This is a genomic window from Rhodococcus sp. NPDC058505 (genome assembly GCF_042720095.1).
GTDB lineage: Bacteria > Actinomycetota > Actinomycetes > Mycobacteriales > Mycobacteriaceae > Rhodococcus_G.
This window is the reverse complement of the sequence record NZ_JBHXNB010000004.1, coordinates 71,769-97,397: the sequence shown is the minus strand read 5'-3', so window position 1 is coordinate 97,397 and position 25,629 is coordinate 71,769. Positions and strand designations below refer to the sequence as shown.

Here is a 25,629-nt window from a genome sequence, read left to right as displayed (position 1 = left end):
GGTGACCGCCTGACGGTCCTGACACGAAGCCGGGTCGAGTTCATCCACCGGGATGGGCTCGGCCCGGCTTCGTGCGCTCCGCGCCCGTGCGCGATTCTCACCCCAACTGGGGTACGGATCACTCACGGCCGCGGAGCGGAGCCTCCGAGGAGGGCGGCCGCGCCTGCGCCGAGGGCGACGGCGGGCAGGGCGGTGACGAGCAGCGCGATCAGCTCGTCGCGGGAGATCTGTTGCTCGCGAAGCCAACTGATGGCCGCCTCCTCCACGAAGGCGATCCACCCACGAACGGCGAGGGCGATGCGGGCGTCCGGCTCGATGCCGAGCCGAGGCAGCTGCGTCACGATCCGGTCGGCCATCGCCGCGCGGGTGCGTTCGAATTCGTCGCACATCTGCGGGTCGCCGCTTGCGCTGCCGCGCAGCAGCGACACATAGGTGTTGCGGTTCTCGGACACGTAGTCGACGTACGCGGCGACGGAGCCGTGCAGCATCGCCATCGGGTCGAGCGCCGGATCGGGCTCGGTGTGCGCGAGCATGTCGGCGCCCGCGTGCCGGACGATCGCCAAATGAAAGTCGTGCTTGGACGCGAAATAGTGGAACAGCAGCCCGCGCGACACCCCGGCCCGGTCCGCGATGTCCTCGACGGACACCTGCTCGAGGGGCCGTTCGGCGAGCATCCGGGCGCCGAGATCGATCAGTTGCGCGCGCCGCTCGTCCGGACTCATCCGGGTGCGTTTGACCGGCTCCATGACCCCACACCTTACTGAATCGAAGTCAACAACCTATTGACCGAGAGTTAGTAGACCCATATCCTGCATTACATGAGTCTTCCAGTTACAGGTACTGCGGTGCCGTCCGGGGCCACCGCGCGCGAGATCGACACGCTGATCATCGGCAGCGGATTCGCCGGGCTCGGCGCCGCCGTGAAGCTGAGCCAGGAGGGAAAGACCAACTTCCTCGTCCTCGAACGAGGCTCCGACGTCGGCGGCACCTGGCGGGACAACACCTACCCCGGCGCCGCCTGCGACGTGCCCTCCCACCTGTACTCCTACTCGTTCGCGCTGAACCCGGACTGGACGCGCTCGTTCTCCACCCAACCCGAGATCCAGCGCTACATCGAGGCCGTGTCCCGCAAGTACCGGGTCCTCGACCGGCACGTCTTCAACTGCGACGTGCGGACCGCGCACTGGAACGCCGACCGCGCGCGCTGGGTGGTCGAGACCTCGCAGGGGACGTTCGTCGCGAAGATCGTCGTGTCCGCGGTCGGCGCGCTCTGCGAGCCGTCCCTGCCGAACATCAAGGGCATCGAGGGCTTCGAGGGCGAGATCTTCCACTCCGCGCAGTGGAACCACGACGTCGACCTCACCGGCAAGCGCGTCGCCGTGATCGGCACCGGTGCCTCGGCGATCCAGATCGTGCCCCAACTGGCCGCGCGGACCGCCCAACTCGACGTCTATCAGCGCACCGCTCCGTGGATCCTGCCGCGCGCCGACCGTCAGTACACCCGCGTGGAGAAGCTCGCGTTCAAGTACCTGCCCGGTTTCCAGAAGCTGTCCCGGCTCGGCATCTACCTGATGCGCGAGTCCCAGGTGGTCGGGCTCGCGAAGGCTCCAGCCTTCATGCGGCCGCTGCAGATCGCCGCGCAGCTCCACCTGCGCAGGCAGATCGCGGATCCGGTGCTGCGCAAGAAGGTCACCCCGAACTTCCGGATCGGGTGCAAGCGCATGCTGATCTCCAACAACTACTACCCCGCGCTGGCGCGGCCGACCACCGAGCTGGTCACCGACGGCATCGCCGAGGTCACCGCGACCGGCGTCGTCGACAGCACCGGACGCCGCCGCGACGTGGACGCGATCGTGGTCGCCACCGGATTCCATGTCACCGACTCGCCGACCTTCGCCGGCATCTTCGGCCGCGACGGCCGCAGTCTTGCCGAGGTGTTCGAGGAGCAGGGTCAGCAGGGCTACAAGGGGTCCGCCATCGCGAACTACCCCAACATGTTCTTCCTGGTCGGTCCCAACACCGGCCTCGGGCACACCTCGATGGTCTACATGATCGAGTCGCAGCTGAACTACGTCGTCGACGCGATCAACGTGATCGAGCGCAACGAGATCGGCACCGTCGAGGTACGCAAGGACGCGCAGGACGACTACAACCGCGACGTCCAGCGCAAGCTGAGCCACAGCGTGTGGAACAACGGCGGGTGCGCCAGCTGGTACCTCGACAAGCACGGCAACAACACCACCCTGTGGCCCGGCTTCACCTTCGAGTTCCGCAACCAGACCAAGCATTTCGATCTCGACGCCTACGACAGCGTCAACATCGCCGACCTGCCGACGGCGCAGGCGACCACCCCCGACAGCAACGACGAGAAGGTGACGGTTCAGTGAGCGAATTCGCAGGCAAGGTCGTTGTCATCACCGGTGCCGGATCCGGGATCGGCAGGGCACTCGCGCTGAACCTGGCACGACAGGGCGCGAAACTGGCGCTCTCCGACCAGAACAGCGTCGGGTTGGCGGAGACCGCCGACCTGGCACGGGGACTGGGAGCCGAGGTCAAGGCGGACCACCTCGATGTCACGCAGCGGGAAGCGGTCGCCGAGTACGCGGACGCCGTCGCGGCCCACTTCGGCACCGTCAACCAGGTGTACAACAACGCGGGCATCGCGTATCACGGGACGTTCGAGCGGTCCGAGTTCAAGGACATCGAGCGGATCATGGACGTCGACTTCTGGGGGGTCGTCAACGGAACCAAGGCGTTCCTGCCGCACCTGATCGCGTCCGGGGACGGGCACGTGGTCAACGTCTCGAGCCTGTTCGGCCTGCTGTCGATGCCCGGCCAGAGTGCATACAACGCGGCGAAGTTCGCGGTCCGCGGGTTCACCGAGTCGCTGCGCCAGGAGATGCTGATCGCCAAGCATCCGGTCAAGGTCACCTGCGTCCATCCGGGTGGCATCAAGACCGCGATCGCGCGCAACGCCACCGCGGGCCCCGACGAGGACCTCGCCTCGTTCTCCGAGTTCTTCGACAAGAAGCTGGCCCGCACGACGCCGGAGTCCGCCGCGGCAACCATCGTCAACGGGGTCCGCAAGGGCAGGGCCCGGGTCCTGATCGGTGCCGATGCGAAGCTCCTCGACGCCTGGGTCCGCCTGGTCGGCTCGAGCTACCAACGGATCGTCGCGGAGGTCGCGGGCCGCGTCATGCCGAAGCCGAAGGCGAAGTAGCCCGGTGCCGTACCTGCCGCGGCCGCTGGTTGCCGCCAACCTGGGGCTGTTCTATCGGGTCGCGCTGCACCGGTCGTTGCCCGCGCCGGTGGCCCGCCGGGTGCTCGACGCGGGCGCCGTCGTGCAGCGCCTCCCGCGGGACACCGTCGTCCGCCGGGTCACCCTGGCGGGTCGACCCGCCGAGTGCGTCACGGTCGGGGCCACCGAGCGCCGCACCGCGGTCCTGTACCTGCACGGCGGCGGGTACACGCTCGGGTCACTCACCACCCACCGCTCGGTCGCGGCGCACCTGGCACGGGAGACCGGGGCAGCGGTGTACGTCCTGGACTACCGGCTGGCACCCGAACACCGGTATCCGGCGGCGTTGGACGATGCGGTCGCCGCATACATCGAGCTGATCGGCGAGTACGGATTCACTCCGGATCAGCTTGCGGTCGCGGGTGATTCGGCGGGCGGCGGGCTCGCCGTTGGCACCGCCCGCCGGCTGATCGACCGGTACAGCGTCCGGCCGGCCGCCCTCGCCCTGATCGCACCGTGGGTCGATCCGGGCGCAAGGGACGCCCCGTTCGACCGCGACCTGGTGGTCAACACCGATTGGTCCTTCCGTGCGGCCGACGCCTACCTCGGCGGCGGCGACCCCGCCGACCCCGGCTTCGCGCCGCTCCGCGGCGACCTGACCGGGCTGCCGCCGACGGTCGTGCACATCGGCACCAGCGAGGTGCTGTACCCGCAGGCGGTCGAGTTGACCGACCGGCTGCGGGCCGCGGGCGTCAGCGTCGAGTACCGCGAGTACCCGACCCTCTGGCACGTCGCGCACCTGCAGGCGTCGCTGGTCCGGGACGCCGACGACGCGGTCCGCGACCTCGGCGCGTTCCTGCGCGCGGCGCTGGCCCGCACCCCCGCCTGAACGGGCCGGGGCGCGGCCCCTACCGCCGCCGCCTACGCAGCACAACCCAGCCGAGCGCGAGGCCGCCCAGCGCCACCGCCGCGGCCGCGGCCGCAATCCCGATCGCCACGGTCGACGAACCCGACGCCGGGGCGTGCTCGGCGGCGGGGGCGGCACCCTGCTCCGCCGCTGCGGTGACCGGCACCGCGGCGGTGTCCGGCACCGGCCGCTCGCCGAAGATCCCGGCGGGCACGCCCGTCGCGTAGCCGGGGCCATCCTCCGGTTCACCGGTGACCGTCAGGTCCAGCCGGATCGGCACCGGCACCCCGGCGCCCGCCACCGATGTCGCCCCCACCTTGACCGCGATGTAGTACCAGCCCGGCACCGCGGTCGTGCGGACGGCGAGGTCGTCGGAACCCCGGTTCTGGTATCGGACCGCGGTGCTGGCCAGCGCCGTGTCGCCGGACGGCAGCACCTGGTCCGAACCGGTGTAGGACCCGAAGTCCGACACCATCTCCTCGCGGCTCGGCGAGTAGAGGGTGCTGCGCGCGAGCGAGACGTCCTCGACCGCGGTGCTGCCGTTGCCCGCGAGGTGCACGCGGTAGGCCAGGCCCTGCCCCCAGTCCAGCGCAACGCGGTAGTAGACGATCTCACCGCGCCGAACGGTGTCGGTGTACCGGCCGCTGCCCGCGAGTTCGGTCGCGACGTTGAAGGACCCGCCGCCGACCGTGGGGGTGCCCGAGCCGCTCGGCTCGACGAAGGCGGTCGGGGTCGTCGCCCCCGCCGGGCCCGGGTCGGTGGCCGCGGGCTCGATCCCGACCAGCAACTCGACCGGGATCCGGTCCGGCACCCCGTCGGACACCGTGCTCCAGGTGGTCGCGACGTAGTAGCGCCCGCCGCCGCGGCACCGGTCCGCACCGGCGTTGTCGCCGGTCGGCTTCTCGCTCGCGCCGTCGAACGCGGCGGCCACCGTCAGCGCGGCGCCGCCACTCGTGTCCGTCACCTGTTCGAACTCGAACTCGTTGCAGTCCTGGCCGTCCCTGCCATACACCCGCAGTTGCAGGACGTTGTTGTCCCGGTTCGGCTGCACCCGCCGCTGCGGTGCCGCCGGGAACGACACCGTTGCGGAGAAGTACGCGGTGGCGCCGTCCGGGACGTCCACCGCGTAGTAGCGTTCCTGTTTCTGGCCGATCGTGTCCAGGTGCTGGCCCGGCGTCAGCACCGGGGCCGCCTGGTGCCCGGGTGTGCCGGTGACCGGCGTCCCCGCCGCCTCGTAGTTGCGCAGCGCCGCCGCGGTGACCCGCGGCAGGGTCCGCGCCAGCGCCGCACCATCCGCCGCATCGGTGTAGGTCCCCCCGGTCGCCTGCGCCATGCAGGTCAGCTGCGCCCGTGCCGTCTCGTCCACCGCGAACCCGATCGCGTGCATCACCAGGTCGACGCCCTGAGACTTCAGTTCCCGGGCCACCTCACACGGTTCCGGTGGCGCGCAGGTGTCGTCGCCGTCGGAGACCAACACGATCGACCGCGGTCCCGAGTCCGGCAGCGCCTGCGCGGCAGCACGCAACGCCGTGCCCATTGGCGTCCAGCCGCTGGCGGTGATGCCGTCGACCGCGTCGTTGAGGGCCGCTCGGTCCAGCGGGTCCGGCCGCTGCACCACCCGAACGTCGCGGCAGCCCGCGACCTTCTCCGACTCCCCGTTGCCGGTGCCGGTGCCGTACACGGCGAGCCCGACCCGCGACGCCGCTGGCGCCGTGTCGACGAAGGCGTGCACGGCGTTCTTCGCGGCATCCATCATCGTGCCCGCCTGGTCGGGACGCTGCATGGACCCGGACGCGTCCAGAATCAGCATCGTCGGCGCGTAGCTGGCGGCGTCCCCCGCCCCCTGCGCCGCGGCGGGCGTCGCGACGATCGTGGCCCCGATCAGCCCGACCGCCAACCCCACCGCCAGTGTCCTCAGTCGCTGGGCTGTCCCCGGCATCGTTCCCCCACCCGTCCGTCCGCGTTGGCCGTTAGGGGGTCGACCCTACAGACCCGGCACGCCCGAATTCGACGGCCGGAAGCTGGCTAATCGCCAGCGTCACCGTGCGGCAAGCCAGTTCGCTGCCGCCTGGTCCGCGGTCAGGTCTCCCCGACCGACCGTCTCGCTCATCTCCGCCAGGTCGGCCGTCGTCAACTCACCGGCAACGACGTTGAGCGCCTTGACCTGCGCGCCCGTCAGTACGCCGGATCGCATCAGTGGGACGACGGCCATCGCGGGGAGGTTGCTGCCCTCCTCGCCCGCGTCACCCGCACCCGGCCGCTCAGCCATCCCCGGATCGGACACCGAAAGACCCTGCGGTAGTGAACGATTCAGTTCCTCGAACACCTCGTCCGGCTCGATCTCGGTGGCGCCGGGGTGCAGGCGGAGCAGCAGTGCACCGGTGTACTCGGGCACCAGGGTCACCTCCCCGGAATCCAGCAACGTCAGGTCCTGCCCCTCGACGAGCCCGGTCCTGGTGTCGACGGGCGACCCGGTGCCCCGCAGCACCCCCGCGTAGATCTCGGCGAGCACCGCGCGATCCGCGGATCCACCGGAACCGACGGTGAGCGCGGCCGGGGCCGGATCGGCGGTGAGGGTGCTCGGCGCGCACCCGGTCAGCATCGCCGTCGCCGCCGCAGCAACGGCCGCCACCGTCCGCAAGGTCATCGTCCGCCACACTCCTGAGAAGTCACCACACCCGTGCCGCCACATCTTCTCACCCCAGCGGGCGCTCGCCGGCCCGGCGGCGGGCCCGGACCCGAACCCCGCTCCGCGAATCGGGTGTCCGACTCCCCCGATAGGCTCCGGGACCGATGACAACGACAGCCGACGGCGGCAGCCGTCTCTTCCAGGTACATCTCGGTGGGATCATCGAGTTGCTCAGCGCGAGTATCTACACCGGCCCGCAGGTCTTTCTGCGTGAGTTGCTGCAGAACGGATGCGACGCGATCGCCGCCCGCCGCGAACGCGAACCCGGTCACCAGGGCACGATCCGGGTCCTGCCCGGCACCGACACCGACCCGGTGTTCGCGGTCGAGGACGACGGGATCGGGTTGACCGCCGACGAGGTCGGCGAACTACTCGCCACCGTCGGCCGCAGCTCCAAGCGGGACGTCCTCGACCTGCCGCGGACGGACCGTCTGGGGCAGTTCGGGATCGGGCTGCTCAGCTGCTTCATGGTCAGCGACCAGATCCGGGTCCGGTCCCGCTCCGCGGTCGGCGGCGGCGCCGTCGAGTGGGTCGGCCGCGCCGACGGCACGTTCACCGTCACCACGCTCGCCGAGGACCTGCCGGTCGGGACCCGGGTGGAGTTGGTGCCGCGCCAGGACGCCGCCGAGTTGGTCTCCGCCGGCGGCGCCCACGACCTGGCCGACCGGTTCGGACGGCACCTGCCGGTGCGGGTCACGGTCGCCGGGCAGACCGTCACCCGGCCAGCCCCGTTCCTCGAGACCGGCGTGCCCGCGTCACCCGAGCTGCGCGCGCTCGGCCGCGAGGTCGTTGGCGCCGAACCGTTCGACACGATCGCATTGCACGTGCCCGCCACCGGAACCCGCGGCACCGCGTTCGTGCTGCCGTTCCCGCTCTCCCCCGGTCAACGCCAGTCCAGCCGGGTATACCTGGGCGGCATGCTGCTCTCCGATCGGATGGACGATCTGCTGCCCGAGTGGGCGTTCTTCGTCCGCACCGTGGTGAACACCACCGGCCTGACCCCGACCGCGTCCCGAGAATCCCTGATCGAGGACGGTGCGCTCGAGCAGACCCGAACCGAACTCGGAGCGGCGGTGCGCCGCTGGGTGATCGGGCTGGCGGCGCGGGCACCGCACCGGCTGGCCGGGTTCCTCGCGGTGCACCATCTGGCGCTGCGGGCCCTGGTCCTGCACGACGACGAGCTGGCCCGGTTCATCGTCCCGCACCTGCCCGTCGAGACGACCGACGGCCCAACCACCTTCGGGGAGGCGGCCACCCGCGGGGTGGTGCGCTACACCAGGACGGTCGACGAGTTCCGACAGCTCGCCGGGATCGCCCGCCCCGGCGCCCCGATCGTCAACGGCGGCTATGTCTACGACGCGGACATCGCCGCCCGGTTGCCGGAGTTCGTGCCCGGAGCCGAGGTCGAGGTGGTCACCGTCGCCGACGAGATCGACCAGTTGGACCTGCCGCAGGCGGCCGACCGGGCGCGCACCCGTGCGCTGACCGAGCGGGCGGACCGCGCGCTGACCGATCTCGGTGCGGCCGCGGCGGTCCGGGCGTTCGCCCCCGACACGGTGCCCGCGCTGTACGTGGCCGACGAGGCCGTGTTGCGCAGGCTGCGGCGCGAGCAGTCGAGCGAGGCGGGCGGGTTCTGGGCCGATGTCCTCGGCCGGGTGGACGCCGCCGAGGCAGCGGCCGGCGTGGACACCGCGGGCCGACTCGTCCTGAACTGGCACAACCGGTTGGTCCGCACCCTTGCCAGCGTCGACGATGACGCCGTGCTGTCCCGGACCGTCCGGATCCTGTACGTGCAATCCCTGCTCGCCGGGCATCGGCCGCTGAGTGCGGCCGATCGCGCGGCGCTGACCGACGCGATGACCGACATCGTGCACCTGTCGGTTGGGCTGCCGAGCCTGCCGACCATCGACGCTCCCGAGATGACCGAGAAGGACGACCATGCCGAGTGAGACCCCCGTCGATCTGAACGAGTTGATCTCCGAGATCGACTGCACCCCATACGGACCGGCCGAACGGGAGCTGATCGAGCGTGCGATCACCGTCGCCGACGAGGCCGGCGAGGAAGAGACCGCGTACCGGGTGCGGATGCGGCTGGTGCAGTCCTCGTCGATGACCGGGGACACCGAGGCACTGCTCGCGGCCTTCGCCTGGTGCGTTGGCCGCAACGCCGCGGACCCGGCCCGGTTCCCGAACGAGGTCGACGACTACGACCTGTTGTGGTTCCACAAGTGGATCGCCGACTCGCTCGGCTCGAATCCGATGTTCCCCCAGGCCACGATCGCCGAGTCCATCGAACGGATGGAGACCGCGTACCGGCAGGCGGGCGTCGGCCTGTCCGGGGTGGTGCAGACCCGCTTCTCGGAGGCGTTCCTCGCCGGACGGTTCGGGGAGGCGCGGCGGTACCTCGACGAGTTGGCGCGGACCCCCCGCGACGACTACAGCCACTGCGACGCCTGTGTCCGCTCGGAGGAGGCCACCTTCCGGATCCTCACCGGTGAGCCCGCGACCGGGCTGGACCTGATCGAGGAGATGCTCGAGCAGGGGTACGAGTGCGGCGAGGAACCGGAACGGGCCATCTCGCACACGCTGGTGCCGCTGCTGGAGGCGGGCCGGTTCGACGAGGCCGAGCGGATGCACCTGCGCGGGTACCGGCTCGCGCGCGGCAACGCCGACAACATTGCGATGATCGCGCGGCACCTGGTCTTCCTGTCGGTCACCGGCAACGCGCACCGCGCCATCGAGATGCTCGAGCGGCACCTCGGCTGGCTGGCGCACGACCGGCTCAACGCGGCCGGGCATCTCGAGGCGCTCACCGCCTTCGCGGTGACCTGTTCGGCAGCGGGGCGGGCCGGGCTCGGCGACGAGCGGGTGCGCGGATCCGATGCCGCTCCGCTGGTCCCGTTCCTCGGACCCAACGACGGACGGTGGACGGTCGACGAGCTGGGGCAGGCGTGCCTGCGGGCCGCGGACGAGTTGGCGGCCCGCTTCGACGAGCGCAACGGCACCAGCCACCGCAGCGAGACCCTTGCCGCCACCGTCGCGCTGGTGGACCGGGGCTGGGACCTGCCGATCGGCCGCGCGCACGTCGTCGCGGCCCCGGCGGTGGTCGACCCGGCGGGGTTCGTCGACGACGTCACGGCGGCGGCGTTCGTCGACGACGTCGCGGCGGCGGGCGACGCGATCGCGCGGGTCGAAGCGCTGCAGAACTCGGAGGAGGGCACCGAGGACGCCCTTGCCTGGCTGGACACCGAGTCGGCCGCCGCCCTGACACCGGGCCGACGCACGGTGCTCGCGCGCCTGCGCGGCCAGGTACTGGCCAGTCGCGGCCGTTTCGAGGAGGCATTGACGGCCGTCGACGGTGCGCTCGAACTGTCGGTGGCGCACCGCGCGAGGGCCACCACCGCGACCCTGGCCGCACTGGGTTCGCACATCGCCGCCGATCTCGGCGCCGCGGAGGACGCGGTCGCCCGGATGCGGCTGGCGAAGCGGGAGTCGGAACTCGCGGGCCTGGGATCGCTCGGTCCCGCCTACCACCTCGGGGTGCTGCTGGTGCGGGCCGGGCACCCGGACGAGGCGGCCGACGAACTGAGCCGGCTGGCCGAACTCGAGGAAGAGCAGGGGACCGCGCCCGGGTCGCTCGGGCACACCCTGCTGTGGCTGGGCCGGGCGCGCAGGGACGCGGGTGACCCGCAGGGCGCCCTCGCGGCGTGGCACCGGTGCCGTGAGCTGGCGAGGTCCTGCGGGGACCACGTCGTTGCGGCGACGGCGGGCACGGACCTCGGGGCGATGCTGGCGCAGTTCGAGGACGAGGGCGCCCTCGAGGTTCTCGACGAGGCCGTCGCGGACGCCCGCCTTGCCGAGGGCCGGGCCGATCTGCTCACCGAATCGCTGCACCTGCGCGGCCGGGCGCGGTGCGGGTTCGACGACGACGGCGGTCTCGCGGATCTGCGTGAGGCGGCGGGGCTGGCCGAGGGGTGGACCCGCGCCGACATCGAGGATTCGACGGCGCGGGCTCTTGCGCAGCTGGGCCGAATCGACGAGGCGGCGGCGACCGGACTCGGCGCCTCCGACGCGTTCGCCGCCGCGGGAGACGAGATCGGCTGCGGGAGCGCCCTGCTCGTCGTTGCGCAGGCGTTGGCCACCGCCGACCGGCACGAGGAGGTGCTGGCCGTGCTCGCCGACGCACGGGACCGGGTTGCGGACGTTCCGCAGTTGGCGGTGCGGGTTGCGCTGCTCGAGGGTGACACGTTCGAGGCCCTCGGCAGGCACGCCGAGGCGGCCGCAGCCAGGGCCCGGATCGAGCACTGACCGGGACCCCTCTCGACGCCGAACGCCCCGGACCCGCAAGGGGTTCCGGGGCGTTCGCGTGTGCGGGTGGACGGGGCGCTACGCGACGCCCTCGTCCTGCGCTGTCTTGGCAACGGCCGCGGCGACGGCGGGGGCGACCCGCGGGTCGAGCGGGCTCGGCACGATCTTGTCGACGGCCAGTTCGTCCGCGACGACCGACAGGATCGCCTCGGCGGCGGCGAGCTTCATGCCCTCGGTGATCCGGCGGGCACCGGCGTCGAGGGCGCCCTTAAACACCCCGGGGAACGCGAGCACGTTGTTGATCTGGTTCGGGAAGTCGCTGCGCCCGGTCGCCACGATCGCGGCGTGCTTGTGCGCGATGTCCGGGTGGATCTCCGGATCCGGGTTCGACATCGCGAAGATGATCGCCTCGTCGGCCATCGTCGCGATGATCTCCTCGGGCACCGTGCCCGCCGAGACGCCGAGGAACACGTCCGCGCCGTCGAGGGCCTCCACAATGCCGCCGGTGCGCCCGGCCGGGTTGGTTCGGGCCGCCAGGTCCGCCTTGATCTCGTTGAGATCACTCCGGTCGGCGGACACGATGCCCTTCGAGTCCAGCACCGTGACGTCCGCGATCCCGGCGGCGAGCAGGATGTTCGCGCAGGCGACACCGGCGGCACCGGCTCCCGAGATGACCACGCGGAGGGTGGTGATGTCGCGGCTCTGGACCTTCACCGCACCCTTGAGGGCGGCCAGCGCGACGATCGCGGTTCCGTGCTGGTCGTCGTGCATGACCGGGCAGTCGAGTGCCTCAATGACGCGCTTCTCGATCTCGAAGCAGCGCGGCGCGGAGATGTCCTCGAGGTTGACGGCCCCGAAGCTCGGGCGCAGTCGGATCAGCGTCTCGACGATCTCGTCGGGGTCCTTGGTGTCGAGGACCAGCGGGATCGAGTTCAATCCGGCGAAGTTCTTGAACAACGCCGACTTGCCCTCCATCACCGGCAGCGACGCCCGCGGGCCGATGTCGCCGAGACCGAGCACCGCGGACCCGTCCGACACGACGACCACGAGGCGGTTCGTCCAGGTGTAGCGGTCGGCGAGCGTCTCGTCGGCGTGGATCGCCCGACTCACCTGGGCGACGCCGGGGGTGTACGCGATCGACAGCGCACGCTGCGAATCGAGGGGTGCGGTGGTCTCGACCGACAGCTTGCCACCGATGTGGCCCGCGAAGATCTCTTCGTCGGTCAGCTCAACCTTGGGAGGGGTGGTTGCTTCAGTCACGGGAGACACGATGACACTCCTACTCATGCCGCTCCACAGCGGGGGCGGGTTACTGGTAAGTAGCAGCGGCGAAGGTTGTTTTTCGACGCAGCCGCAGGTTTTCGATAGAGAACTACAGCGCTCCGAGGGTGCACGATGAGTGCCCGATTGGTCTACGGGGAATGCACCCGGCTCGGGACGCGAGAAGCACCGGGCGGGGTGGGCCCGGGCATGAAATCTGCCGCTGGTTGAATCCGACTTCGCTCCCCCGCCGGGCGGTGGCACCGGCATTGGAGTGCAGCAAGTGTGCCACCGTCGGCTCACACCTGGCAAATCTCACCGGTGAACCACGATTCCGGTGAGCTACCCCCACCACTGGGTCCAGAACAACCCGGCTGTGATCAAGAACACGGCCACCGACCCGGCTGCCGCGGCCGCACCCCGCCGGTGATCGGCGACGCGCTGCGCGAGCACCACCGCGACCGCGGCGACCGCGTGCACCGTCACCGACTCCGCGCCCGGCCCGGGGAAACCGCGCCTCGACCCGAGGTACGCCGCAACGATCACGACCACGGTCAGCAGCACGACACCCGCCGTCACGGCCCCGCTCAGCGCCTGCAGCGCCCGCGCCGGGGCGCTGCGCCCGCGTCGTCGGGGCCGCTCCCACCGCGGCGCCGGGCCGTCCGGGCGGGCGTCGTAGTCGCTGTCGTATTCGTCCACCCACGGTTCGCTCATCCGGTCACCACCTCGACGCCGGTCGCGGCCGCGATGAGGCGCTCGTACTGGTCGGGCGCGGTGACGAACTCACCGAGTACCACCGACTTGTTGCCGCCGTGATAGTCGGAGGACCCGGTGACCACCAGGTTCAGGTCCGCGGCGAGTCCGCGGAGGTACCTCTCGTCGGCCGCGCCGTGATCGTGGTGAGCGACCTCGACACCGCCGAGACCCTCCGCAACCAGCTCACCAATCTGGTTCATGTCCATCAGGTGGCCCCGAACCGACGCGCGCGGATGGGCGAGGACGCTGACACCGCCGGCGGCCGCGACCATCCGCACCGCATCGGGCAGCGGGGTGTCGGCCTTGGTGACGAAGTACCGACCCCCGGTCCGCAGCAGGTCGGCGAATGCCTCGTTCACCGACCCGACGACCCCCGCGGCGACGAGGGCGCGGGCCAGGTGCGGGCGCCCCGCCGCCGGGCCTGCCGCGGCCAGCACGGCATCGGGGTCGATCGGCAGCCCGTCGGCGGCCATCTTCTCGGCCATTCCCCGCAGCCGGGCGGTCCGCTCGGCGCGGAGGCGTTCCCGTTCCCGCGCGAACGCCTCGTTGCCCGGGTCGAACAGGTAGGCCAACAGGTGCACCGCGACGGGACGGCCGTCCGCGCCCCGCCCCGCACAGGACATCTCCATGCCCCGAACCAGACTCAACCCGGCGGGCAGCGCGTCGACCGCCTCCGCCCATCCCGAGGTGGTGTCGTGGTCGGTCAGCGCGACGACCTGCAGCCCGGCGGCCGACGCGGCCCGCATCACCTCCCCCGGGCTGTCGGTGCCGTCCGAGGCGGTCGAGTGGGTGTGGAGGTCGATGCGCACCCCGCCATTGTTCCAGGCTGCCTGCCCGAGTGTGGGGACGGCGGCACCGCACCCGCCCGAACGGCGCCGACTACATCGCGGCCTGCCCGCGGTGGGGGTCGCGCACGTCGATGCCCGCCTCGGTCCACGCCTCCCGCAGCGCCGCCGCCCCGCGCAGCCGGACCCAGGCCGCTTCGGTCCCGGTGATCGGAACCGCGTCGAGGAACCGGACCGGGTCGGCGGGATCCGGGAGCGTGACCTCGTCGATGCCGCTGTCCCCCAACAGGACCGCGGTGAACGGGGCGCCAACCCAGAGCGGCTCGCCGAGATCGAGCAGTCCATCGACCGCGAGCACGACACCCTCCACCGCGGGGGCCGCCGCGAGAATCGCGAGCGACCGGTGCACCCCGGACGCGGCGCCGAGGCCCCCGCGCACGGTGAGCACCAACTCCGCCCGCGGCCCGCGCACCGGGTCGGCAACGAGGTCGCTGGGGTCACCCATCGGGTGCCGCGAACAGCCGAGGCTCGCGTACCGGACCAGCCCGTCGGCGTCGGCCTCGAACCGGAGCACCTCGAGGGGTTCGAGACCGAGGAAGGTCACCGACGCCGCCGACGGCCGCGGCCCGCCGATGCTCTCGACCAGGCGGGCGCGGACGGTGGGCAGCACGTCGTCGATCACGCGTCCATCTAACACCCGGTGCGCGATCCCGCCGGATCAGGTTCCCGGCGTGACGACCAGTCGTGCCTCGTCGGCACCGGCGGGGGCGCGCACGGTCAGCAGCCTGGTCTGCTCGTTCCAGTCGACGACCTCGCCGCCCTCGACCCGCACCCCGGCCGGGAATCCGCGCCTGGGCAGGTAGATCTCGGTCGGCGCGGCGACCGCGGGGTCGGTGCGGTAGGTCAGTTCCAGTCGATCCACCGCGCCCGTCCAGGAGACGGGTGTGCCTGCGACGGCCCGCGGGTACGCCTCGTCCAGCGCGCCGACCAGGTTGCGCGCGGTGCCGTCCACCTCGTACGGGCCCCACGATCCGGGGTCGCTGGACCAGTAGCTCACCCCGGCGCCCATGTCGGTCGCGGTGGCGTACACGCGGTCGACGTAGTCGAGCGCTCCGGGCAGGGTGGTGTCGAGGCCGAACTCGCCGAGGATGACCGGCACGTCACCGAGCGCCTTCGCGGTGCGGAGCGTGTGACCGCGCCAGGCGTCGATCGTCGCGTCAACGAGGGTGCGGGTGCCGCCCTCGTAGCCGCCCCCGAGGTCCATCGGCAGCGGATAGATGTGCGGGCAGTAGGCGATTCGCGGCTCGCCGTCGCGAGCGTCGGTGATCGCGCCGAGCCCGCTCGCGGTGCCCCAGTTGGTGCCCATCGCCTGCGGCGCGACGCACACCCAGCTGTCGGGGTCCGCCTCGCGGATCGCATCGGTGCTGCGCTGGTACAGCGCGGTGAGCGGTCCGGCCTCGAACACGGGGCCCTGGAGCGTTCCCCCGTACGGCTCATTCATCAGGTCGTAGGCGATCACGGCGGGGTCGTCCGCGAAGCGCTCGGCGACGGCCCGCCAGGCGCCCGCGTAGTGCTCGGCCAGTTCGGGGTGTGCACCGGTGGTGTCCCAGAAGTTGTCGAAGGCGCGGATGACGCCCGCGTCGAGGTAGTACTGCTCCCACATGTCATGCTCCCCGACCGGAAGGCCGTCCATGTGGGTCGCCCACGCCGGTGCACCGTTCCCGGTCGTGCCGTCCGGGGTGATCGCACCCGACCACAGGTCCTGATGCATGTCGAGCATCACGTGGTATCCGCGTTCGCCGTACCAGCCGACCCGTTCGGCGACCCGGTCGAGGTAGGCCTGATCGTAGACACCGGGTTCCGGCTCCACCGACCGCCAGGAGATCAGGAACCGGACGAAATTGGTTCCCATGTCGGACCGTTCGCGGTCGAGTTGGTCCTCGGTGAACTCCGGCATCCCGTCCGGGGCACTCTTGCTGCTCGAGGCCGTGTTGAAGCCGCGCAGGATCAGCGCCCGGCCCTGATCGTCGCGGAGATAGGTATCGGCGGGGGCGGGATCGCTGCGCAGCGCGGCGGCGGCCCCGCCGCCGAGGGCGAGCGCCGCCGCCAGGCCCAGAATCACGATCTTGCTCCGCCGCACGCCGACCTCCGAGTTTCGCCACCCAATTGGACAGTTGTCCACTAATGTTGCGCCATGCCCGACACCAGCGCACCGGAATCGCCGAACCCGCCGGTCGAGGCGTCCCCCCGCCGGGCCGTCCCCGCCACGCTGACCGCCGCCGTGCTGACCGTGGTCGCTGGCATCTGGACGATCACCGGCACCGTCGTGACGTACGTCCCCACCCTGCTCGTCCCCAGCGCCCTCGGACTGCCGTTCGCGGTGCCCGCGCTGCGCGCCTGGCCGCTCGGGCGGACCACACCCGGTTCCTGGCTGGTGGACGTGCTCGCCGCGCTGGTGCTGATCGCGGTGGTCGCGGTGCGGCTGGCCCGCCCTGCGCGCAGCCGGGCGCGCGCGTTCGGCGCGGGGGTGGGCGCCACCGTCGTCGGCATGCTGGCCGCCAACCTGATCCGCGTGGTGTACACGAGCTTCGTGGTCCACGCCGGACCGGGCACCTACGCGCTCATGGTCCTCGGCGGCGCACTCGTTGCCGTGCTGTGGGGCGCGGCGGCAGGCCTCGCGGTCGGGGCGGTGCACGCGGCGACCTTCCGGGTGGCGCCTGCGGACACTCCGGCGGACGCGGTGGCCCCGGTCGCGCACACCCCGGCCCCCGAGGCGATCACCGCGCCGCAGTCACCCTGACCTCGTGCGAGCAGGCGCTCGGATGCGTGAAGCGCAGCAGTCGTAGCGCCTCGGCCTCGACATCACGCAGCAGTGTCCTGGAAAGTGTCTGCAGCAGAGTGACATCCACGACCGCGGCACTCTTGCTCACACTCGGAGCGAGGTATCCGGCGACCCGTCCGTCCACGAGGACCGCCGGCTTGACGATGCCGTTGACGGTGAACAGCACCCGGCGGAAGCCGTCGTCGACGACCCGGGTGCGATCGGCGTGCGAGAGCAGCATGCTGTCGTAGGGAGCGAGGATCCGCACCGGCGCGGGGGCGTCCGCCCCGGGACGCGGCGCGTCCGGCAGATCGAACAGCTCGGCACCGTCGACGTCGGCGAAGACCCGCAGTCGCGGACGCATTCGCTCGAACACCTCACCGAGCCGGGTCAGGCCGGACCACGCCTGCGCATCGGCGACCGATGCGGGCCCATAGGCGGCGAGGTAGCGCTGCAGGATTCGCTCCGGATCGGGTTCCGCGAGCGGTTCACCTGCCCAGTGCTGGAGCGTCGTGCACACCGGCTGCCCGGACCGCCCCCACAGGCCGCGCGGAGGCACCTGCACCAGCGGGAGAAGGTCCCGCACCGCGTGGGCGAGCGCAGCGGGATCGCGATCCGGCCACCGCGATGCCAGGTGTGGACGCAACGCAGCCAACGTCATCGGCGTTGCGTCGAGGAGTTCGCGGGCGTGCGCGGCCACTGCCGCCGTGTCGCATCCGACGAGGGCCTTCGCATGCTGGGCGTTGGTCCTCAGGTCGCCGTCCATGATCGGCTGCACCCACGGTCGCAGCTCGCCCGCGTCCGCTGCGGTGACCGCGTGGACGGTGCCGCGCATCACCGTGATCCGGACCACCGACCGGTCCTCGATCAGCCGCGCCAGGTCGTCGGTCCGGAAGCCGTCGATCCGCGACCACAGCGCGAAGTACGGCGCGGCGGGCGATTGCGCCTGAAGCCCGTACAGGTGCCGGGTCACGGTCTCCGTCGAGTCGGTCGCCCGCTCGAGCAGGTGCTGGCGGGCCAGCGTCGCCCTCCCGAGCGCGCGGATGCCGAGTGTGGTCCGCACTCTCCCCCCTGCGCTGCCTGCTACAGCGCCAGCTTGGCGAGCATGTCGCGCGCCCGCTCGGCCGTCTTCGGCTCGCACAGCACGTCGTACCGGCCAGCGACCAACTGCATTGTCGACGCGAAGTCGCGGGTCCCGCGGGTGGCCGCGTACGGGATGGTCGTCGAGATCACCCCGAACACGATGCCGCCAAGAATGCCCGCGATCAGCGGGCCGAGCAGGTTGTCGGTGAACAGCCCGAGCAGCAGGCCGAGGAACACTCCGAGCCAGGCGCCCGAAACAATGCCGCCGCCAATGACTTTCGCCCAGCTCAGTCGCCCGAGCACCCGCTCGACCTGCATCAGGTCGACACCGACGATGGTGACGTCCTCCACCGAGAACTGCTGGTCGGACAGGTAGTCGACGGCGCGCTGCGCCTCCGCGTAGGTGGGGTAGGAGCCGATCGGCCAGCCACTGGGTGGTGTCGGAAGGCCGCCCCGTCCCGGCTGATTCGGCGGTGCGAGTGGGTTGGGCATCGGAGCTCCCTGGTGTCGTCCTGTGTGAATCCGATGTCCAGTTTACGGAGTTTCGGGGTCGAACCGCGTCGTGCGGGTCATCCCCGCCGCCCGACCCTTCGCCGCGACGACCTGTGCCATCTTCGCGCTTGCCTCGTCGATCATCTCGTCGCCCAGCATCGCCGCGCCGCGGCCGCCGCCCACCGCCGACGTGTGGTATTCGTATGCCTCGAGGATCAACTCGGCCCGGTCGTAGTCGTCCTGCCTCGGGCTGAACACCTCGTTGGCGGCGTCGATCTGCGTCGGGTGCAGCACCCACTTGCCGTCGAACCCGAGTGCGGCCGTCCGCGCCGCCGCCCGACGGAACGCGTCCACGTCCCGGATCTGCAGGTACGGCCCGTCGATCGCCTCCAACCCGTGCGCACGGGCCGCCATCAGGATCGTCATCAGGATGTGGTGGTAGGCGTCGCCGGTGTCGTACCCGTCCGGTTGCTCGCCGACGACCAGGGTGCGCATGGTGATGCTCGCCATGAAGTCGGCGGGACCGAACACCAGCGTCTGCATCCGGGGGCTGGCGGTGGCGATCGAGTTGATGTTGGTCAGGCCGATCGCGTTCTCGATCTGGGCCTCGATGCCGATCCGCCCGACCTCGAGGCCGTTGGCCCTCTCGACCTGGGTCAGCAGCAGGTCGAGCGCCCGCACGTGCCCCGCGTCGGTGACCTTCGGCAGCAGGATCGCGTCGAGGTGGGCGCCCGACGCGGACACCACGTCGACCACGTCGGCATACGTCCACTCGGTGGTCCAGTCGTTGACCCGAACGACCTTGATCTGCGAACCCCAGCCGTCCGAGGCCAATGCGTCCGCGATGTCGTTGCGCGCCCGTGCTTTCGCGATCGGCGCGACAGCGTCCTCGAGGTCGAGGAACACCTCGTCGGCGGGCAGCCCCTTGGCCTTCTCGATCATCTTCCGGTTGCTCCCGGGAACTGCGAGCACCGAACGCCGCGGTCGTGCCTGGACCATTGTGAACCTCCCACCGAGAGCCGCACCGGCGCGCGGAGCGACGTCGGGACACCGAGCCAATTAGCCTTGCCATCATGGCAGCAGTGAGCAAGGTCTTCGCAGCCAGGCTCGCGGGCCTGGTGGTCCTCGGACCGGACGGCGAATCGATCGGCCGGGTGCGGGACGTCGTGATCACGATCCGGATCGGACGGCAGCGACCACGGGTGCTCGGCCTGGTCGTGGAACTGGTGACCCGGCGCCGAATCTTCGTCCCGATGCTGCGGGTGACGGCGATCGAACCGGGCTCGGTGACGCTGACCGGAAGCGTCAGCCTCCGCAAGTTCACCCAGAAGCCCGGTGAGGTGCTGGCCCTCGCTCAGGTCGTCGACACCCGGGTCCGGGTGGACGACCCCGAACTCGACGAGCTCGCCGGGGTCGAGGTTCTCGTCGTCGACCTCGGCATCGAGCTCACCCGGACCAGGGACTGGGTCGTCTCCCGCGTCGCGGTCCGCAAGCCCCGGTCCGGACTGTCCCGCCGCGCGCCGATCCACATCGTGGAATGGCAACACGTGCAGGGGCTCACGCATTCTCAGCTCGCCCTTCCCGGCCAGGGCGTGACCCAACTGCTCGCCCAGTTCGACGGCATGCGGCCGGCGGACGTGGCGAACGCGATGCGGGACCTGCCCGACAAGCGTCGCCACGAGGTCGCGGTCGCGCTGGACGACGAGCGGCTCGCCGACGTGCTGCAGGAGTTGCCGACCGACGACCAGACCGACCTGCTCACCCACCTGGAGGTGGAGCGGGCCGCGGACGTGCTCGAGGCCATGGACCCGGACGACGCGGCCGACCTGCTCGGCGAACTGCCCGAGACCGAGGCGGAGTCGCTGCTGCAGCTAATGGACCCCGAGGATTCCGAGCCGGTGCGCAGGCTGCTCGAGCACTCCCCCGACACGGCGGGCGGGCTGATGACCCCGGAACCGGTGATCCTCACGCCGGCAACCACGGTCGCGGAGGCGCTGGCCCGTGCTCGCAATCCCGATCTGACCCCGGCGTTGGCGAGCATGGCGTTCGTGGTGCGTCCGCCGATCTCCACCCCGACCGGCCGCTACCTCGGTTGCGTCCACCTCCAGCGGCTGCTGCGGGAGCCACCCGCGTCGCTGGTCGGCGGGCTGTTGGACACCGACATGATCCAGCTGTCGCCGGAGGATCCGCTGGCGATGGTGACCCGCTACTTCGCCCGCTACAACCTGGTGTGCGGCCCGGTGGTGGACGACGAGGGCCACCTGCTCGGTGCGGTCGCCGTCGATGACGTGCTCGATCACCTGCTGCCGGAGGACTGGCGGGAAGAGGAAACGGCCGATGAGTGACAAGCGCCCACCCGCCTCCTCAAGTGCACGGGCCCGGCTCGAGACGCCGGGCCGTCGGTGGCGCGGGTTCCAGATCGACGTCGAGGCGGTCGGCCGGGTCAGTGAGTCGATCGCCCGGTTCCTCGGCACCGGCAAGTACCTGCTGATCCAGACGGTCGTGGTCATCGTGTGGATCATCCTCAATGTTGCCGCCATCGGGCTGCAGTGGGATCCGTACCCGTTCATCCTGCTGAACCTCGCGTTCTCCACCCAGGCCGCGTACGCCGCCCCGTTGATCCTGCTGGCCCAGAACCGGCAGGAAAACCGGGATCGCGTCTCGCTGGAGGAGGACCGGGCCCGCGCCGAGCAGACGAAGGCGGACACCGAGTTCCTTGCCAGGGAGCTGGCCTCGCTGCGGTTGGCGATCGGCGAGGTCGCCACCCGCGACTATCTGCGCCGGGAGCTCGAGGAGATCAAGTCACTGCTCGCCGAACGCGACGCCGAGGAGCAGCAGCCGCACCGGTAGCGCTCAACGGAACCCCGACGCGCAACGAGTCCGTTCTGTAACCTGGGTCACATTCTGGACGGGGGTCGGGACGACGCGACGGCGTGACTGCGTGACTGCGTGACGGTGAGACGGTGTGAGACGACGAGGGGCTGCGGATGCGACTGAGGGGGCTGGCAGGCGTCACCGTTGCCGCGTTGATCGGCGGGGTGACGGTCGGCCTGACCGTCGGGGGCGGGCAGGCCATCGCGGGCGCACCCGCCGTCGCCGCCCCGGCGCCCGACGCCGCGGACCCGGCACAGACAGGCGTTGTTGGGATCCTCGAACCGGCTCCCCGCCTGTCCCGCGCACCCCGCGCGTACACCCCGCCGCCGCCGGTGTCCTTCGACCTGCCGCCGGCGATCGCCGAGCGGCTGGCGTCGCCGTTCGCGGAATCACTGACCCCGATCCCGGTCACGATCGGCGCCCTCGGCATCCCGGAACTCGTCCTCGGTGCCTACCGGTCGGCGGAGGCCACCCTCGCGGCCGACACCCCGGGATGCGGTGTCAGCTGGCACCTGCTGGCCGGTATTGGCCGCATCGAGTCCGGCCACGCAGGCGGTGGACGGACGGACGCGGCGGGCACCACCGTCACCCCGATCCTCGGCCCGGCGCTGGACGGCTCCCTCGCCGGAAACCAGGTCATCACGGACACCGACGGTGGCACGCTCGACGGCGATCCCCGGCACGACCGCGCGGTCGGGCCGATGCAGTTCATCCCGAGCACCTGGTCCCGGTACGCCGCCGACGGCAACGGCGACGGGCGCGCCGACCCGAACAACGTGTTCGACGCGGCACTCGCGGCGGCACGGTACCTGTGCTCGGGCGGGCTGAACCTGCGCGAGGACGACCAGCGGACCCGGGCCGTGCTCCGCTACAACAATTCACTGGCGTACACGTCGAATGTGCTCGGGTGGTCGGAGGCGTACGCCGCGGGCGGCACCCCGGAACCGGGCCGGATCCCGGACCTGCTCGCCGAACCCGGCCGCCCCGCGGAACCGACCCGCCCTGCCGAGCCGACCCCGACACCCACCCCGCCGACCATCCCCCCGAATCCGGAGCTGGCGCGCGACGCCGCCGCGCCCGGCGTCCTCCCCGCGCTTCCCGGCCTGCCCCCGCTGCCCGCCCTGCCGCCCCTGCCGTGTCCGCCGTTCTGTCCGCCCGCGCCCGCGCCGTAGCGTCGCCGATACCGGACACGCCCGAGTCGATATCCTTTCGAGACTTCTCGACCATCGGCCTTCACCTGGGACTTTGCGCCCGATGGCGCCCCGTTTGATCACGGAGAGATAACGAAAACATCTCGAATCGGGTAGCGTCGACTGCGGTTCACAGCACTGACAACGCCCCGCCGGGGGCCGCAGGAGGTACCAGGTGGGTCGCCACAGCAAGCCGTCCGAATCGAAGGCGAAACGGAACTCGCTCATCGCCCTGACGGGCCTCGTCCCGACCGGGCTGGTCACCGCGGCAACGGCGACCGGGACCCCCGCCTCGATCCCCCTGCTGACCGCCGCCGACGCCTCCCCCATCACCGGCGACCCGACCCCGGCCGACGCGACCACCGATCCCGCGGTGGTGACCGCCCCGGAACCGGTCGACGCCACCCCGGCGTTCGCGGCGGCACCCGCACCCGCACCCGAACCGGTGGCCGCACCCGCGCCGCTACCCGACGGCCCGCTCGGCATCCCGGCCATCAACTTCGACGCCTACCGGTCGGCCGAGCGGACCCTCGCCGAACGCAATCCCGGCTGCGGGATCAACTGGATGCAGATCGCAGGCGTCGGGCGCGTCGAATCCAGCCACGCCAACGGCGGCAGGGCCGACGACCGGGGGAATCTCGTCGAACCGATCATCGGGCTGCCGCTCGACGGCAGCCTCCCCGGCCAGGCCGTGATCATGGACACCGACGGCGGCGCCCTCGACGGCGACGCCGTGTACGACCGCGCGGTCGGCCCCACCCAGTTCATCCCCACCACCTGGGCGCAGTACGGCATCGACGGCAACGGGGACGGCATCGCCGACCCGCAGAACCTCTACGACGCCGCCGCCTCCACCGCCAACTACCTGTGTGACGGCACGAACATGCGCGACCTCGGGTCCGCAACCAAGGCGATCCTGCGCTACAACAACTCGATGGCCTACGTCGCGAACGTCACGGCCTGGTCGCTGGCCTACTCGACGGGCATCAACCCGAGCGCCGCCGACCTGCCGCGCATCCACTAAGGACGCGCGTCCTACCATGGGTCGCATGTCAGCAGTGACCGAGTCCGACGTTCGCGGCGCCCTCTCCAAGGTGCTCGATCCGGAGATCCGCAAACCCATCACCGATCTGGGGATGGTCGACAGCGTCACCCTCACCGACGACGGCGGCGTCGACATCGTGGTCCTCCTGACCACCGCGGGCTGCCCGATGCGGACCGAGATCACCGACCGGGTCACCAAGGCCGTCGCCGACGTCCCCGGAATCGGCGCGATCCGCGTCGAACTGGATGTGATGAGCGACGAGCAGCGCACCGAACTGCGCAAGTCGCTGCGCGGCGACTCCGCCGAGCCGGTGATCCCGTTTGCCCAGCCGGGGTCCCTGACCCGGGTCTACGCGGTCGCCTCCGGCAAGGGCGGGGTGGGCAAGTCGTCCGTCACGGTGAACCTCGCTGCGGCGATGGCGGCGAAGGGCCTATCGGTCGGTGTCCTCGACGCCGACATCTACGGGCACTCCATTCCGCGCATGCTCGGCACCGACGCCAAGCCGACCCAGGTCGAGCGGATGATCATGCCGCCGATCGCGCACGACGTGCGGATGATCTCCATCGCCCAGTTCACCCAGGGGAACACCCCGGTGGTGTGGCGCGGGCCGATGCTGCACCGCGCGCTGCAGCAGTTCCTGGCCGACGTGTTCTGGGGCGACCTCGACGTGCTGCTGCTCGACCTGCCGCCCGGCACCGGGGACGTCGCGATCTCCGTTGCCCAGCTGATCCCCGGCGCGGAGATCCTCGTTGTGACCACGCCGCAGCAGGCGGCGGCCGAGGTCGCCGAGCGGGCCGGGTCGATCGCACTGCAGACCCGGCAGCGGATCGTCGGCGTCGTGGAGAACATGTCGTGGATGGAACTGCCGGACGGCACCCGCATGGACGTGTTCGGCTCCGGCGGCGGGCAGGTCGTTGCCGACCGGCTGACCCGAGCCGTCGGCGCGAAGGTCCCCCTCCTTGGCCAGATTCCGCTCGAGCAGGCGGTCCGTGAGGGCGGCGACGCGGGCGTCCCGATCGTCCTCGGCGCCCCCGACTCCCCCGCCGGTGTCGCGCTGCGGGAGATCGCCGACAAGCTGTCGGTGCGGGCCCGCGGCCTCGCCGGCATGTCCCTCGGCATCGACACCACCCGCCACCTGTAGCCCGCGGCACCCGACATTTCGCCCGATTCACCGTCGGGGTGGGCACGGCGTTGTTACCTTCGCAGCCGAACCACCCACGATGCCGCGGCGACCGCGGCATCCGACGACGGGAATCGGGTATGACGACAATGCTCCTCCGCTCGGCGATCGCGGCAGCGGCGACGGCGCCGCTGCTCCTGCTCTCCGCGACGGCGGCCTCCGCCGCGTCGATCGTGTCCACCGCGGACGTCACCGAAAGCGATGTCACCGCCTCGGTGGACGGCGTCCCGGTCGGCACGCTGTGTGGGGCGACGCTGATCGATCAGGCCACCGGAACCGTGGTCGAGGACGTCGCCCCCGCCTCGCCGGGTGAGGACGGCTGGCAGGGCTACTCGTGGGGCGGCGTCGCCGACGGCGTCTACCAGGTGCGCCACGTGTGCACGGTGGACGACGCGGTCGTCTACACGGTCACCCACAGCGACCTCGTCGCCCCGAACCCGATCCGTCCCATCTTCGGTTCGCTCGGCACCGGCAGCGGCTGGGTCGGCGAGCCCGGGCTGATCGAGAACCTATTCGGTTCGTAGCCCCGCACCACCGCGTACCAACGGATCGAGCCCCGCCCCGGTGATTCCGGGGCGGGGCTCGATCACATGGTGGGGCAGCCGTCAGGTGGCGTCGACGTCGATGGGCGGCTTCTCGCCGTCGGCGAGCGGCGCCGATCTCGGTGCGGTGCCTGCCGCTGGCCCGGACGGCCGCTTCTCGTCGAAGTTGCCGGTGAGGATCGAGTCGTCGCCGTCGAGGAGGTGCTTGGTGATCGCGGCGCGCGGGGTCATCCCCCGCAGACTGTTCAGGTCGGCCAGCGGTTTGCGCAGATCCTCGAACTCGGGCCCGAGGTCATCCTTGAGTTGCTGCGTAGCGCCGCCCGCGTAGTCCTTGACCTGCCGCAGGCTCTTCGCGACCCAGGAGACGGCACTGGGTAGGCGCTCGGGTCCCAGGATCACGAGCGCCGCGACGAGCAGGATCATGAACTCGCCCCAGCCGATGTTGCCAAACACCCGACC

General features: G+C 71.3%; 24 protein-coding genes. 12 read left to right on the top strand and 12 right to left on the bottom strand.

Features of this window, described 5'->3' with window-relative positions; translation table 11 throughout:
- Nucleotides 1–122: 122 nt before the first annotated feature.
- Nucleotides 123–746: a TetR/AcrR family transcriptional regulator gene (locus ACFWPA_RS04715; protein ID WP_378569714.1), complete on the bottom strand. Its 624-nt coding sequence runs from the start codon at nt 744–746 to the stop codon at nt 123–125.
- A 72-nt stretch (nt 747–818) separates the two neighbouring features.
- On the opposite strand from ACFWPA_RS04715, the gene ACFWPA_RS04710 reads away from it, so the two are divergent.
- From ACFWPA_RS04710 to ACFWPA_RS04700, 3 genes are read left to right on the top strand one after another with little or no spacing between them, the layout of a single operon-like run.
- Nucleotides 819–2,387, top strand: a complete 1,569-nt coding sequence (locus ACFWPA_RS04710; protein WP_378505877.1) for a flavin-containing monooxygenase — start codon at nt 819–821, stop codon at nt 2,385–2,387.
- Nucleotides 2,384–3,220, top strand: coding sequence for an SDR family NAD(P)-dependent oxidoreductase (locus tag ACFWPA_RS04705; protein ID WP_378505876.1), 837 nt, complete (start codon nt 2,384–2,386; stop codon nt 3,218–3,220). Before ACFWPA_RS04710 ends, ACFWPA_RS04705 begins: the two co-directional genes overlap by 4 nt.
- 4 nt (nt 3,221–3,224) lie before the next feature.
- A complete protein-coding gene (locus ACFWPA_RS04700) occupies nt 3,225–4,127 on the top strand; it encodes an alpha/beta hydrolase (RefSeq protein WP_378505875.1) in 903 nt (300 codons plus the stop codon).
- A 19-nt stretch (nt 4,128–4,146) separates the two neighbouring features.
- Here the strand turns inward: ACFWPA_RS04700 and ACFWPA_RS04695 are convergent, their stop codons facing one another.
- Both ACFWPA_RS04695 and ACFWPA_RS04690 read right to left on the bottom strand, forming a co-directional pair.
- Nucleotides 4,147–6,084 (bottom strand): VWA domain-containing protein, encoded by a 1,938-nt coding sequence (locus tag ACFWPA_RS04695; protein WP_378569713.1) that lies wholly within the window; start codon nt 6,082–6,084, stop codon nt 4,147–4,149.
- A 99-nt stretch (nt 6,085–6,183) separates the two neighbouring features.
- Nucleotides 6,184–6,792, bottom strand: a complete 609-nt coding sequence (locus tag ACFWPA_RS04690; protein ID WP_378505873.1) for a hypothetical protein — start codon at nt 6,790–6,792, stop codon at nt 6,184–6,186.
- A gap of 146 nt (nt 6,793–6,938) precedes the next feature.
- Between ACFWPA_RS04690 and ACFWPA_RS04685 the strand changes: the two genes are divergently transcribed.
- Together ACFWPA_RS04685 and ACFWPA_RS04680 are read left to right on the top strand one after the other, a co-directional pair.
- Nucleotides 6,939–8,783 carry an HSP90 family protein gene (locus ACFWPA_RS04685; protein WP_378505872.1) on the top strand — a complete coding sequence of 615 codons (1,845 nt, stop codon included), beginning with the start codon at nt 6,939–6,941 and terminating at the stop codon, nt 8,781–8,783.
- Nucleotides 8,773–11,142, top strand: a complete 2,370-nt coding sequence (locus tag ACFWPA_RS04680) for a hypothetical protein (RefSeq protein ID WP_378569712.1) — start codon at nt 8,773–8,775, stop codon at nt 11,140–11,142. Before ACFWPA_RS04685 ends, ACFWPA_RS04680 begins: the two co-directional genes overlap by 11 nt.
- Nucleotides 11,143–11,220: 78 nt before the next feature.
- Here ACFWPA_RS04680 and ACFWPA_RS04675 read toward each other — a convergent pair whose 3' ends face one another.
- The 5 genes from ACFWPA_RS04675 to ACFWPA_RS04655 form a co-directional block, all read right to left on the bottom strand.
- Nucleotides 11,221–12,411 (bottom strand): NADP-dependent malic enzyme, encoded by a 1,191-nt coding sequence (locus ACFWPA_RS04675; protein ID WP_378569711.1) that lies wholly within the window; start codon nt 12,409–12,411, stop codon nt 11,221–11,223.
- A 333-nt stretch (nt 12,412–12,744) separates the two neighbouring features.
- A complete protein-coding gene (locus ACFWPA_RS04670) occupies nt 12,745–13,116 on the bottom strand; it encodes a hypothetical protein (protein ID WP_378505869.1) in 372 nt (123 codons plus the stop codon).
- Nucleotides 13,113–13,967: a PHP domain-containing protein gene (locus ACFWPA_RS04665; RefSeq protein WP_378569710.1), complete on the bottom strand. Its 855-nt coding sequence runs from the start codon at nt 13,965–13,967 to the stop codon at nt 13,113–13,115. The genes ACFWPA_RS04670 and ACFWPA_RS04665 overlap by 4 nt, the downstream gene beginning before the upstream one ends.
- Nucleotides 13,968–14,037: 70 nt before the next feature.
- Entirely contained in the window at nt 14,038–14,610 is a 573-nt protein-coding gene (locus ACFWPA_RS04660) for a suppressor of fused domain protein (protein ID WP_378506049.1), read from the bottom strand.
- A 51-nt stretch (nt 14,611–14,661) separates the two neighbouring features.
- Nucleotides 14,662–16,083: a cellulase family glycosylhydrolase gene (locus ACFWPA_RS04655; protein WP_378505867.1), complete on the bottom strand. Its 1,422-nt coding sequence runs from the start codon at nt 16,081–16,083 to the stop codon at nt 14,662–14,664.
- Between the two features lie 54 nt (nt 16,084–16,137).
- Between ACFWPA_RS04655 and ACFWPA_RS04650 the strand changes: the two genes are divergently transcribed.
- Entirely contained in the window at nt 16,138–16,743 is a 606-nt protein-coding gene (locus tag ACFWPA_RS04650; protein WP_378505866.1) for a hypothetical protein, read from the top strand.
- On the opposite strand, the gene ACFWPA_RS04645 is transcribed toward ACFWPA_RS04650, so the two are convergent.
- The 3 genes from ACFWPA_RS04645 to ACFWPA_RS04635 are packed head-to-tail and all read right to left on the bottom strand — an operon-like array spanning nt 16,721 to nt 19,338.
- Nucleotides 16,721–17,827, bottom strand: coding sequence for a winged helix DNA-binding domain-containing protein (locus ACFWPA_RS04645; protein WP_378569709.1), 1,107 nt, complete (start codon nt 17,825–17,827; stop codon nt 16,721–16,723). The two genes, ACFWPA_RS04650 and ACFWPA_RS04645, sit on opposite strands and share 23 nt — an antisense overlap.
- A gap of 20 nt (nt 17,828–17,847) precedes the next feature.
- Entirely contained in the window at nt 17,848–18,339 is a 492-nt protein-coding gene (locus ACFWPA_RS04640) for a general stress protein (protein WP_378505864.1), read from the bottom strand.
- A 42-nt stretch (nt 18,340–18,381) separates the two neighbouring features.
- On the bottom strand, nt 18,382–19,338 hold the full coding sequence (locus ACFWPA_RS04635; RefSeq protein WP_378505863.1) for an HpcH/HpaI aldolase/citrate lyase family protein: 957 nt from the start codon (nt 19,336–19,338) through the stop codon (nt 18,382–18,384).
- 74 nt (nt 19,339–19,412) lie between these two features.
- Here ACFWPA_RS04635 and ACFWPA_RS04630 point away from each other — a divergent pair, with 74 nt between their 5' ends.
- The 6 genes from ACFWPA_RS04630 to ACFWPA_RS04605 all read left to right on the top strand — a co-directional run bounded on the left by ACFWPA_RS04630 (nt 19,413) and on the right by ACFWPA_RS04605 (nt 25,152).
- On the top strand, nt 19,413–20,684 hold the full coding sequence (locus ACFWPA_RS04630) for a magnesium transporter MgtE N-terminal domain-containing protein (RefSeq protein WP_378505862.1): 1,272 nt from the start codon (nt 19,413–19,415) through the stop codon (nt 20,682–20,684).
- Nucleotides 20,677–21,189: a DUF1003 domain-containing protein gene (locus tag ACFWPA_RS04625; RefSeq protein ID WP_378569708.1), complete on the top strand. Its 513-nt coding sequence runs from the start codon at nt 20,677–20,679 to the stop codon at nt 21,187–21,189. The genes ACFWPA_RS04630 and ACFWPA_RS04625 overlap by 8 nt, the downstream gene beginning before the upstream one ends.
- Nucleotides 21,190–21,326: 137 nt before the next feature.
- A complete protein-coding gene (locus ACFWPA_RS04620; protein WP_378569707.1) occupies nt 21,327–22,385 on the top strand; it encodes a lytic transglycosylase domain-containing protein in 1,059 nt (352 codons plus the stop codon).
- A gap of 193 nt (nt 22,386–22,578) precedes the next feature.
- The gene (locus ACFWPA_RS04615; RefSeq protein ID WP_378505859.1) at nt 22,579–23,427 is read left to right on the top strand and encodes a lytic transglycosylase domain-containing protein; all 849 of its coding nucleotides are present in this window, start codon (nt 22,579–22,581) and stop codon (nt 23,425–23,427) included.
- A gap of 25 nt (nt 23,428–23,452) precedes the next feature.
- Complete coding sequence (locus ACFWPA_RS04610) at nt 23,453–24,589, top strand: Mrp/NBP35 family ATP-binding protein (RefSeq protein WP_378505858.1); 1,137 nt, start codon at nt 23,453–23,455, stop codon at nt 24,587–24,589.
- 119 nt (nt 24,590–24,708) lie between these two features.
- Entirely contained in the window at nt 24,709–25,152 is a 444-nt protein-coding gene (locus ACFWPA_RS04605; protein WP_378505857.1) for a hypothetical protein, read from the top strand.
- Between the two features lie 81 nt (nt 25,153–25,233).
- Here the strand turns inward: ACFWPA_RS04605 and tatB are convergent, their stop codons facing one another.
- Nucleotides 25,234–25,623, bottom strand: coding sequence for a Sec-independent protein translocase protein TatB (gene tatB / locus ACFWPA_RS04600; RefSeq protein ID WP_378505856.1), 390 nt, complete (start codon nt 25,621–25,623; stop codon nt 25,234–25,236).
- Between the last annotated feature and the right edge of the window lie 6 nt (nt 25,624–25,629).

Coding starts and splice junctions, on each gene's coding strand:
- ACFWPA_RS04625 (WP_378569708.1), top strand. CDS start 20,677: ATGAGTGACAAGCGCCCACCCGCCTCCTCAAGTGCACGGGCCCGGCTC.
- ACFWPA_RS04670 (WP_378505869.1), bottom strand. CDS start 13,116: ATGAGCGAACCGTGGGTGGACGAATACGACAGCGACTACGACGCCCGC.
- ACFWPA_RS04690 (WP_378505873.1), bottom strand. CDS start 6,792: ATGACCTTGCGGACGGTGGCGGCCGTTGCTGCGGCGGCGACGGCGATG.
- ACFWPA_RS04680 (WP_378569712.1), top strand. CDS start 8,773: ATGCCGAGTGAGACCCCCGTCGATCTGAACGAGTTGATCTCCGAGATC.
- ACFWPA_RS04620 (WP_378569707.1), top strand. CDS start 21,327: ATGCGACTGAGGGGGCTGGCAGGCGTCACCGTTGCCGCGTTGATCGGC.
- ACFWPA_RS04605 (WP_378505857.1), top strand. CDS start 24,709: ATGACGACAATGCTCCTCCGCTCGGCGATCGCGGCAGCGGCGACGGCG.
- ACFWPA_RS04695 (WP_378569713.1), bottom strand. CDS start 6,084: ATGCCGGGGACAGCCCAGCGACTGAGGACACTGGCGGTGGGGTTGGCG.
- ACFWPA_RS04715 (WP_378569714.1), bottom strand. CDS start 746: ATGGAGCCGGTCAAACGCACCCGGATGAGTCCGGACGAGCGGCGCGCG.
- ACFWPA_RS04650 (WP_378505866.1), top strand. CDS start 16,138: ATGCCCGACACCAGCGCACCGGAATCGCCGAACCCGCCGGTCGAGGCG.
- ACFWPA_RS04640 (WP_378505864.1), bottom strand. CDS start 18,339: ATGCCCAACCCACTCGCACCGCCGAATCAGCCGGGACGGGGCGGCCTT.
- ACFWPA_RS04610 (WP_378505858.1), top strand. CDS start 23,453: ATGTCAGCAGTGACCGAGTCCGACGTTCGCGGCGCCCTCTCCAAGGTG.
- ACFWPA_RS04685 (WP_378505872.1), top strand. CDS start 6,939: ATGACAACGACAGCCGACGGCGGCAGCCGTCTCTTCCAGGTACATCTC.
- ACFWPA_RS04630 (WP_378505862.1), top strand. CDS start 19,413: ATGGCAGCAGTGAGCAAGGTCTTCGCAGCCAGGCTCGCGGGCCTGGTG.
- ACFWPA_RS04710 (WP_378505877.1), top strand. CDS start 819: ATGAGTCTTCCAGTTACAGGTACTGCGGTGCCGTCCGGGGCCACCGCG.
- ACFWPA_RS04635 (WP_378505863.1), bottom strand. CDS start 19,338: ATGGTCCAGGCACGACCGCGGCGTTCGGTGCTCGCAGTTCCCGGGAGC.